10 protein-coding genes are annotated in these 9468 nt (G+C 60.6%); all 10 read left to right on the top strand.

What is annotated here, in order from left to right; all coding sequences use genetic code 11:
- Positions 1–212: 212 nt before the first annotated feature.
- From HMPREF2935_RS05455 to xerD, 10 genes are read left to right on the top strand one after another with little or no spacing between them, the layout of a single operon-like run.
- A complete protein-coding gene (locus tag HMPREF2935_RS05455; RefSeq protein WP_070732294.1) occupies positions 213–1238 on the top strand; it encodes a tetratricopeptide repeat protein in 1026 nt (341 codons plus the stop codon).
- Positions 1239–1240: 2 nt separating this feature from the next.
- Complete coding sequence (locus tag HMPREF2935_RS05450; protein ID WP_070732292.1) at positions 1241–2224, top strand: HAD-IIA family hydrolase; 984 nt, start codon at positions 1241–1243, stop codon at positions 2222–2224.
- The gene (locus tag HMPREF2935_RS13180; RefSeq protein WP_168162613.1) at positions 2215–2376 is read left to right on the top strand and encodes a hypothetical protein; all 162 of its coding nucleotides are present in this window, start codon (positions 2215–2217) and stop codon (positions 2374–2376) included. Before HMPREF2935_RS05450 ends, HMPREF2935_RS13180 begins: the two co-directional genes overlap by 10 nt.
- On the top strand, positions 2376–3185 hold the full coding sequence (locus HMPREF2935_RS05445; RefSeq protein WP_061926114.1) for a TlyA family RNA methyltransferase: 810 nt from the start codon (positions 2376–2378) through the stop codon (positions 3183–3185). The genes HMPREF2935_RS13180 and HMPREF2935_RS05445 overlap by 1 nt, the downstream gene beginning before the upstream one ends.
- Positions 3182–4063 (top strand): NAD kinase, encoded by an 882-nt coding sequence (locus HMPREF2935_RS05440; RefSeq protein ID WP_061926116.1) that lies wholly within the window; start codon positions 3182–3184, stop codon positions 4061–4063. The genes HMPREF2935_RS05445 and HMPREF2935_RS05440 overlap by 4 nt, the downstream gene beginning before the upstream one ends.
- Positions 4064–4096: 33 nt before the next feature.
- Positions 4097–5773, top strand: a complete 1677-nt coding sequence (gene recN, locus HMPREF2935_RS05435; protein WP_070732290.1) for a DNA repair protein RecN — start codon at positions 4097–4099, stop codon at positions 5771–5773.
- Positions 5774–5799: 26 nt separating this feature from the next.
- Positions 5800–6984: a putative cytokinetic ring protein SteA gene (gene steA, locus HMPREF2935_RS05430; RefSeq protein ID WP_070732288.1), complete on the top strand. Its 1185-nt coding sequence runs from the start codon at positions 5800–5802 to the stop codon at positions 6982–6984.
- Entirely contained in the window at positions 6984–7904 is a 921-nt protein-coding gene (locus tag HMPREF2935_RS05425) for a copper transporter (protein ID WP_070732286.1), read from the top strand. The genes steA and HMPREF2935_RS05425 overlap by 1 nt, the downstream gene beginning before the upstream one ends.
- On the top strand, positions 7905–8543 hold the full coding sequence (locus HMPREF2935_RS05420) for an NUDIX domain-containing protein (RefSeq protein WP_070432945.1): 639 nt from the start codon (positions 7905–7907) through the stop codon (positions 8541–8543).
- Positions 8540–9436, top strand: a complete 897-nt coding sequence (xerD, locus tag HMPREF2935_RS05415; RefSeq protein ID WP_070455590.1) for a site-specific tyrosine recombinase XerD — start codon at positions 8540–8542, stop codon at positions 9434–9436. The genes HMPREF2935_RS05420 and xerD overlap by 4 nt, the downstream gene beginning before the upstream one ends.
- Positions 9437–9468: the final 32 nt, after the last annotated feature.

Genomic DNA, 9468 nt, shown 5'->3' with positions numbered 1-9468 from the left:
GTAAAAGAAGCGGAACTAAACCCAGGACGCTTCATGCAGGTTCTGTCCGGTTTTGAGCAGGAATGGGGCTTTCGATGGTTGTTTTGGAGTGGGCCCCGCTTGGTTATAGCGCTTGTGGTGCGTAAAGTAGAGGTTTCTGTCTTGTCCTTTATGGCCTGTAAACTAGGCCGGTAGTAACGGACGAGTTTTAATCAAGAAGAGAGTAAGGCTAGATGTCTGAGCGCAGTTTCAACGATCGTAAGGGCGGCTCCGGCCGTGGGAACTACGGTGACCGCAAGAACGGTGGCCGTGACAACCGCCGTGGTGGTGGCCGTGGCTACGGTCGTGGTGAGGACCGCGATAGCCGTGATAGCCGTCGCGGCGGCCGCGATGGCTGGGATGGGGACCGCCGTAATGGCTTTCGTGACCGCAACGATCGCGGTGGCCGTGGAAATCGCGACGAGCGTCGAGGCAACGACCGTCGCAATGACGCACGCGGCAATGATCGCCGTGGTGGCGGTCGCGGACATGGCGGTAAGCGCTTCGATAAGGCACATCCGCAGAGTTCCGGTTACCGCGAAGAGCGCATTAACCGTCGTATGACTGACCCCGATCTGCCTTCCGATATCAACATCGAGGACCTGGATCCGTCGGTGCTGCAGGACCTGCGCTCCTTGTCCAAGGAGAACATGGAGGCCGTCGCCAAGCACCTGATTATGGCCGGCACCTGGATGGATGATGATCCAAAGCTGGCACTGCGTCATGCGCGAGCCGCCAAGGACCGTGCCGGCCGCGTTGCTGTTGCACGCGAGGCCAATGGTGTCGCGGCGTACCACGCGGGCGAATGGAAGGAAGCCCTGTCGGAGCTGCGCGCAGCGCGTCGAATCTCCGGTGGTCCAGGTCTGCTGGCTGTGATGGCCGACTGCGAGCGCGGGCTGGGTCGGCCTGAAAAGGCGGTCGAGCTCGGTCGCAGCGAGGAAGCACGCGAGTTGGATGGCGATTCCGCGATCGAGCTCGCCATTGTCGTCGCCGGCGCACGCATCGATATGGGTCAGGCAGAGTCTGCCGTTGTCACCATGCAGCGCGCTAACCCCAACAAGGAAGACCGCGGTGTTTCCGCATGCCGCTTGTCCTATGCCTACGCCAATGCGCTGCTGGAAGCAGGCCGCAAGGAGGAGGCCAAGGAGTGGTTCAAGCATGCAGTCAAAATTGATGAAGGAGACTGGACCGACGCCGCCGAACGCCTAGCAGAGATTTAGCTATGAATATTCTCAAAGCCCACGATTCGTTGTTGCTTGACCTTGATGGCACCGTTTGGGAAGGCGGCCAGCCGCTGCGCTGCGTCGTGGATGTTATTAACTCCTGTGGCGTTCCCGCCGTTTACGTCACCAACAATGCCTCCCGGAGCCCGGAGGCTGTGGCTTCGATGCTTTCTGAGATCGGTCTGCTAGCCGATCCGGAACACATCGTGACTTCCGCTCAGGCTTCTTTGGTGCTCATGGCCGTGGAAATCCCGGCTGGCTCCAAGGTTCTCGTTATCGGTGCAGAGTCCTTCCGCACGCTCACGCGTGAAGCTGGATACCAGGTGGTAGACAGCGCCGAGGATAAGCCCGCAGCAGTGGTCCAGGGAATGGATAAGGCGATTGGTTGGAAGGAGCTATCCGAAGCTGCTTACGCCATCAACAACGGCGCTAAGTTCTTCGCCACCAATCTGGATACCTCGTTGCCCACCGAGCGTGGCTTCGCCGTGGGCAATGGTGCCCTCGTGGGGGCAGTCGCGGCGTCGACTGGCGTGGAGCCCATCTCCGCCGGCAAACCGGAGCCTGCAATGTTTACCTACGCGGCGAAAAAGGTCGGGTCGAAGAAACCTCTTGCCGTGGGCGACCGCCTAGACACCGATATTGCCGGTGGCAATGCAGCGGCGATGGACACTTTCCACGTGCTCACCGGTGTATCGGGAGAGCTGGAGCTCATCGAGGCCCCGGTAGCCCAGCGCCCGAACTTCATCGGTGCGGGCTTCCACGAGCTGTCGCTGCCCGTTGCGGTGGCAAAGCCCGGCGCACAGGGCGATTTCCGCGCCCGCTGCGACGGATATGACATTGTGCTGCAGGGCGGAAACGAAAAATCCACCTCCATCCAGGCGCTGCGCACCGTTCTTGAGGTTGCCTGGGCCATGCCTGAGCCGCCACGCTATATCCAGCCGCGCAGCGAGTTTGCTGAGAAGGCAGTAGCTGCATGGCGATAAAGCCACACGATCCGCGCGCCGTCATGGCGACCGAGGAAGTCGACGCCGCGATGTCTGAAATCCTGGGCCAGCCCGCGACGTCGCTCAGCGAAGAAGTAGCCCAACTAGATAACGCCCACGCCGTGCTGCGTGAGGCCTTGCAGGAGAACTAATGCCACCACAACGGCGTCGTTTGGATGCAGAACTCGTCCGCAGGAAGATCGCTCGTTCTAGGGAACAGGCCGTCGAGATGATCAAGGCCGGCCGCGTTACCGTGGGCGGATTCAAGGCCAGCAAACCCGCGACCGTCGTAGAGCCGGAAGTCTCCATCAAGGTTGAGGCGGCTGACAATGATGACTGGGCTTCCCGCGGAGCACATAAACTGCTCGGGGCGCTTGAGGCCTTCGACGTCGACTTGAAAGATAAGCGTGTTCTCGACGCCGGCGCCTCCACCGGTGGTTTCACCGACGTGTGCCTGCGAAAAGGGGCTCGCGAGGTGCTCTCCGTCGACGTGGGCTACGGACAGCTGCTGTGGCGCCTGCAGAACGACGAGCGCGTAAAGGTACTCGACCGTACCAACATCCGCAATCTTGATCTAGACATCACCGAGGGGCCTTGTGATGCCATGGTGGGTGATCTTTCCTTCATCTCTTTGAAGCTGGTCTTGCCCGCCATCGTCGATGTGATGGCAGAGGGCGCATGGCTGCTGCCCATGGTCAAGCCGCAGTTTGAGGTCGGCAAAGACCGTATCGGCGCTGGCGGCGTCGTTCGTTCGTCGGAGCTGCGTCAGGAGGTCACTGAGGAGGTGGCGCGCTTTGCGCAGACCTTGGGGGTTAGCGTCAAAGGCGTGGCAGCCTCACCGCTCCCGGGACCTAGCGGAAACGTGGAGTATTTCCTGTGGCTGGTCAAAGACGGCCAGGTAACCAAAGATGAAGATATCGCTGAGATGGTGCGCACCGCCATTGAGGAAGGGCCACAGTGAAGCGCGAAATTCTGCTTGTCCCGCACGCCAGCCGTGCAGACAACCTCGAGTCCACTATCCGCGCTGCTGAGATTCTCCAGGAGGCCGGCATCACGGTCCGCGTCAGCGCGCCGGAACACGTGCTGCCAGAGTTGCAGCACGTTGAGCACACCCCGGCTGCGGCCGCAGGCTGCGAGCTCGTCCTCGTCCTAGGCGGCGATGGCACCTTCCTGCGTGCTGCCGACATGGCTCGCGCAGTCGATGTCCCGGTGTTGGGCATCAACCTGGGCCACGTGGGCTTCCTCGCGCAATGGGAAGCGGAATCCTTGGAGCGCGCGCTCGTGCGCGTTATCGATTGCGACTACGAGGTAGAGGACCGCCTTACTCTCGACGTCGAGGTCACTGACCGCTCAGGCAAGCTCATCGAGCGCGGTTGGGCACTCAACGAGGCCTCCATTGAAAACCTCAACCGTTCCGGTGTGCTGGACGCCATCTTGGAAATCGATGGCCGCCCGGTATCTTCCTTTGGCTGCGACGGCGTGCTAATTTCCACGCCGACTGGTTCCACCGCCTATGCCTTCTCCGCCGGCGGCCCGGTTCTCTGGCCATCCCTGGACGCACTCCTCGTGGTTCCCAACAACGCCCACGCGCTGTTTACCAAGCCGATGGTGGTCTCTCCACTGTCCAAGGTCGCGGTAGAGTCGGCCTCGGCTACCTCTCCGGCAATCGTCATCTTGGATGGTTTCCGCGAAATCGCGATGCCGCCTGGTTCGCGTGTGGAGGCGGTGCGCGGTGCGCATCCGGTCAAGTGGGTGCGCCTGGATGACCAACCCTTTACGGATAGGTTGGTATCTAAGCTCCGATTGCCAGTGCACGGCTGGCGCGGCCCGCAAAGCTAGGCTTTTTAAAAGAAAGGCAGGTGTGGCACAGACATGCTCGTTGATATCACTATCGAGGACTTAGGCGTCATTGAGCGCTCTGCGGCGGAGTTCGCGGAAGGCCTTACCGTCTTAACCGGCGAGACCGGCGCTGGTAAGACCATGGTTGTCACCGGCCTGCGCCTTCTGGCTGGCGGCCGTGCCGACGCCTCCCGCGTGCGTGACGGTGCACAGAAAGCAGCAGTGGAGGGGCGCTTTGCCACAGGTCGTGCGGCAGCCGCCGAGGTCGTGGAGTCCGTCGGTGGCGTCGCTGACGAGAATGGCGAATATATCGCCTCCCGAACGGTGTCGGCGGCTGGCCGCTCCCGCGCCTACCTGGGCGGGCGCGCGGTGCCTGCTGCAACGCTGGGTGATTTTTCTTCCCACGTTTTAACGGTGCACGGCCAAAACGATCAGCTGCGTCTTCTTGCCCCCGAACAGCAATTGGCCGCGGTTGATCGTTCGGAGCCTGCAGTTGCTAAGGTCCGCGAGACCTACACCGAGGCTTTTCGCACCTGGCGCGACCTAGCCAAGGACTATAAGCGCCGCACGGAATCGCGCCGCGAGCTGGCGCAAGAGGTAGATCGCCTGCAATTTGCAATCAATGAAATTGGTGAGGTCGCCCCAGAACCGGGCGAGGACACCGAGCTTGTTACCCTCATCCAGCGCTTGCAGGACGTTGATACCTTACGCGAGGCGGCAGCGACCGCGCTTTCGGCCGTAGACGGCGATGATTCTTTTGGCGAGGCCGAGGCTGCCTCCGCATTGTTGGGCCGTGCCAGCACCGCGTTGGTGGGCTCTAGCGATAAGGAGCTCGCGGCATTGGGTGAACGCTTGAGCGATATCACCAGCCAGGTCTCCGATATCGCCGCTGAGCTGGGCACGTACCTAGAATCGCTACCTGCCGACCCAAACCTGCTCGAAGAATCGCTGCGCCGTCAGCAAGATCTGAAGCAGCTGACCCGCAAGTATGCCGCTGACATCGACGGCGTTTTGGCTTGGCGTGACGCCGCGGCAGAAAAACTCGACTCCATGGATACCTCCGCCGAGGTTTTGGAAGAGCTCAAGGCTAAGGTCATGGAGGCCGAGAAACAAATGGTAGCTAAGGCCAGCGCGCTGACCAAGGCCCGCAAGAAGGCCGCGAAGAACTTAAGTATGCAGGTCACCGAGGAGATCCACGGACTTGCCATGCCGAATTCCGCGCTCAACGTGGAAATCCGGGAAGCGAAGTATTCCAAGACCGGTGCCGACGAGGTGGAGTTTCAACTCAACGGCAAGCCGCTGGCAGGCGCGGCCTCTGGCGGCGAGCTTTCCCGCGTCATGCTGGCGCTGGAGGTCGTGCTGGCGGATGGAGATGGCGCGACCATGGTCTTCGACGAGGTCGACGCCGGCGTGGGCGGCCGCGCCGCGGTAGAAATCGGGCGTCGCCTAGCGCGTCTAGCTACCTCCAACCAGGTCATCGTGGTCACCCACCTGCCACAGGTTGCCGCCTATGCAGATAGTCACCTGCATGTCTCGAAGGAGAAATTCACCTCCGGTGTCAGCGATCTCAGCGCTAGCGAGCGGGTAGAAGAACTTGCCCGCATGCTCGCAGGTCTGGATGATACTGAGACTGGCCGCGCGCACGCCCAGGAATTATTCGATCGCGCCCAGGCAGAAGTGGCAGCGTTCCGCGCGCCTTCCACAATTTAAGTTTGTGACGGGGGACAATGGCAAGTATGAGTCTGTTTTCCCGTAACTCCGATCTGCCTGGTGAACACGGTGCGCTGCGTGACTGCACCCCGGGCGGAAAGGGCATGAAGAAGTTCGTCGAAGGTGACTTTGCCGTCATCAATGCCGCCAATATTTCCCGCCAGGAAGCGCAGATGCTGGTCGATATCAAGCCTGCAGCTGTCCTGAACGTCGCAGAATTTACCACCGGGTCCATCCCGAACTACGGCCCACACATGCTGTTGGACGCTGGTGTGACCCTGATCGAGGGCGTGGGCGAGGAATTCGTCTCCAGCTTTAAGGACGGCAAAAAGGCGCGCATTAATGAGGAAGGCGCCGTCTTCATTGGCGATACCGAGGTGGCCACGGGCAAGGTTGTGAGCCGCGAGAAGGCCGAGAAGAATTTTTCCTCCGCACAACGCGAGCTGATTGACCATATGGAAGCTTTCTTCGGCAACTCCATCGAGTTCATCCATTCCGAGGGCCCGCTGCTTATCGACGGCCTGGGCGTTCCGGATTCCGGCACCGAGATGGCAGGCCGCAAGGTGTTGGTTGTCTCGCCGTCCACGGACCATCGCAACAAGGTGAAGCTGCTGCGCAACTTCATCCGCGAATACGAGCCGATCATCATTGGTGTGGATTCTGCAGCAGATACCGTGGTGGATTTGGGCTATAAGCCGCATTTTATTGTCGGTGATCCTTCCGAGATTAGCTCCGAGACTCTGCGCTGCGGTGCGCGCGTTATCTTGCCTGCAGATCCAGACGGCACCGCGGAGGGCCTTGAGCGCATCCAAGACCTAGGCATCGGTGCGATGACCTTCCCGGCGGCAACAGACTCCGCCACCGATCTTGCGCTGCTGCTGGCTGATTATCACGGCGCCCAGATGATTGTGCAGGTCGGGCGCTCCCTGGACCTGGACGATATCTTTGCTAAGCAAGAGCACGCTACTCCGGCTGCGATGCTTTCCCGTATGAAGGCGGGCACGCGCCTGGTGGATGCCGATTCCGTCATCAACCTTTACACCAACCCGAGCTCCGGCGGCATCGGATGGCTCTGGGCTCTGCTTGGCATCCTGGTTGCGCTGGCCGTGATAGTCATCATCGTGGGCTTGGGCGGCGACGCTTCCTTCGGTCAGAACCTCATCGATACCTGGAATAACTTTGCTTTGAGCGTGCAAGGATGGTTTAAGTAATGGCGGGGAAGTCACTTCTTGTTGCTGGTCTTGGTTTCGGCACCGCCGTGGGCGTGGCCTTGGGAGCGCTGGCGATTGCTCCGAATATGCCGTCGGGCGGCGCCGGGGGCGATTCATCGCTACGCGAGGAGTTCCAGAAGAAGGCTCAGAATGAGGAAGTGCTCAAGGCACAGGCAGACTCTAGCGACTCCGTCCTTGACAAACTGGCTCCCGTCGTAGTTGATGGCAGCTTGGCGCAGCGTCCCGTGCTAGTAATCTCGACTGGGGAAGCCAGCGAGGGCGACGTGCGCGCAATCCGCAGCTTGCTCAAGTCCGCGGATGCCGAAGATGCCGGCGAGATCAAGCTAACGGACGAGTTCTACCGCCAGGAGGGCGCGGATAAGCTGCTTTCTTTGGTTACTAGCGCATTGCCGGCGGGTGCCAAGCTTGATCCCAAGAAGGTAGATGCAGGCACGCACTCCGGCCAGGCCCTGGCCGCGGCCTTGCTGATGGATCCAAAGACCACCGAGCCACTGGCTTCAACCAAGGACCGCGCGAACCTGCTGCAGGCGCTGCGCGATGCAGGCTATATCGACTATGAAGACGGCACTATTTTGCCTGCACAGGCCGTGGTTTACGTCGGTGGTAAGGGCTTTCCTGGTTACTACACCGATCAGACGGTCAATTTCCTAGAGGCCCTAGACGCGGCCGGCGGAAACACTGTGGTGGCAGCACGCGTAGAGCAAGCTGCCGAAGGTCGCGTCATTGGCAAGCTGCGTGAGGCCAAATCCGCAATCTCGACGGTGGACTCCATCGACCGCACCACCTCGCGCATGGCCGCGGTTATGGCGGCAAAGGAGCAGCTCGACGGAGGCAAGGGTGCCTATGGTGCTGCTTCCTCAGCCGATGCGGCGGCGCCGAGCCTGCCGGAGGATCTCTAAATGGCTCATGACTTCGAGGTACGCAGCAGTGAGCTGCTTCTCGACGCCCCGATTATCGCAGTGCGCCGGGACGAAGTAGTGATGCCGGGCGGGACCACCGCCTACCGTGAGGTAGTAGAGCACTTTGGCGCTGTGGCTATCGTCGCGGTGGATGATGAAGAGCGCATCGCCATGGTCAATCAATATCGCCGTAGTGCGGATAGGCGCCTGTGGGAGCTTCCTGCTGGCTTGCTCGACATCAAGGGGGAGGACGAACTCACCGGAGCGAAGAGGGAACTGCAGGAAGAAGCCGGGTTGGCCGCTGAAGACTGGTCCGTGCTTGCGGATATAATCACCTCGCCGGGCTTCTGCGAGGAAGCCGTGCGCGTGTTTTTATCCCGTGGGTTAAGTGCTGTCCCGCGAATGGATGCTGAAGGCGATGAGGAAGCCGACATGGACTTCGCGTGGGTGCCGCTTGATGAGGCGGTCGATCGAGTGATTTCTGGTGACATCGTCAATTCGATAGCGGCCACCGGCATCTTGGCGGCCTATGTTGTTTATCGCGGCGGCCGCAAGACGCGTAGCGTGGACGAGCCTTTCGAGCTGCGCCCGACCGCGATGGCTGCGCGTCGCCCTGGCCCTGACTTGAAGAAGCTGTGAAGGCGGAGGGACTAGCTGCGACGTGGCTCAACCACCTAGCGGTGGAAAGAGGCGCTTCGGCCAATACCTTGAGCAACTATCGCAGGGATGTGCGTCGCTATTTGGGCTGGCTGGCTGACAATGGGGTGGATGATTTAGCGGCAGTCGACCGTGGCATGGTTGAAAACTACCTGAAGTTTTTGCGCGGCTCGATGGCCGCGTCGTCGGCAAGCAGGGCTCTCATCGTCGCCCGTGGGCTGCACAAGTTCGCCGTGGCTGAGGGCATCCTCGATGTGGATGTGGCTAGTGAAGTGACTCCTCCGAAGAATGCGCAGCACCTGCCGGAAACCCTGCAGATTGAGGAGGTAGAAAAGCTACTCGATTCGGTGCCTACGGGGGAAGTGGCCACTCCGATTGATATTCGCGACCGTGCGCTGCTGGAATTGCTCTACGGCACGGGTGCACGCATCACGGAGGTCACCTCTTTAACTGTTGATGATGTAACCGAAAACGATGGCATGTTGATGCTAACCGGTAAGGGCGATAAGCAGCGCTTGGTTCCGGTGGGATCACAGGCGCAAAAGGCCGTGGAGGAGTACTTGGTGCGGGGCCGGCCGGTTCTGTCGAAGGGCAAGTCCCATGCACTATTTCTCAATACGCGCGGTGGGAATCTGTCTCGCCAAAGCGCATGGGCGGTGTTGAAACAGGCCGCCGCGCGGGCCGGGATTAAAAAGTCAATCTCACCGCACACGCTGCGCCACTCCTTTGCCACGCACCTATTAGAAGGCGGTGCGGACGTGCGTACCGTGCAGGAGCTGCTGGGGCATTCCTCGGTGACAACGACTCAGATCTATACCCACGTCACTGCGGATTCTCTGCGCGAAGTCTGGCGCACGGCGCATCCCAGGGCTTAGGCTTAAACGAATTTAAAAATAGACAGGAAAGT

Source organism: Corynebacterium sp. HMSC076D02, from assembly GCF_001813815.1.
GTDB classification, from domain to species: domain Bacteria; phylum Actinomycetota; class Actinomycetes; order Mycobacteriales; family Mycobacteriaceae; genus Corynebacterium; species Corynebacterium simulans.
Note: the sequence above shows the minus strand (reverse complement) of the source record. Positions and strands in the feature narration are given on the sequence as shown.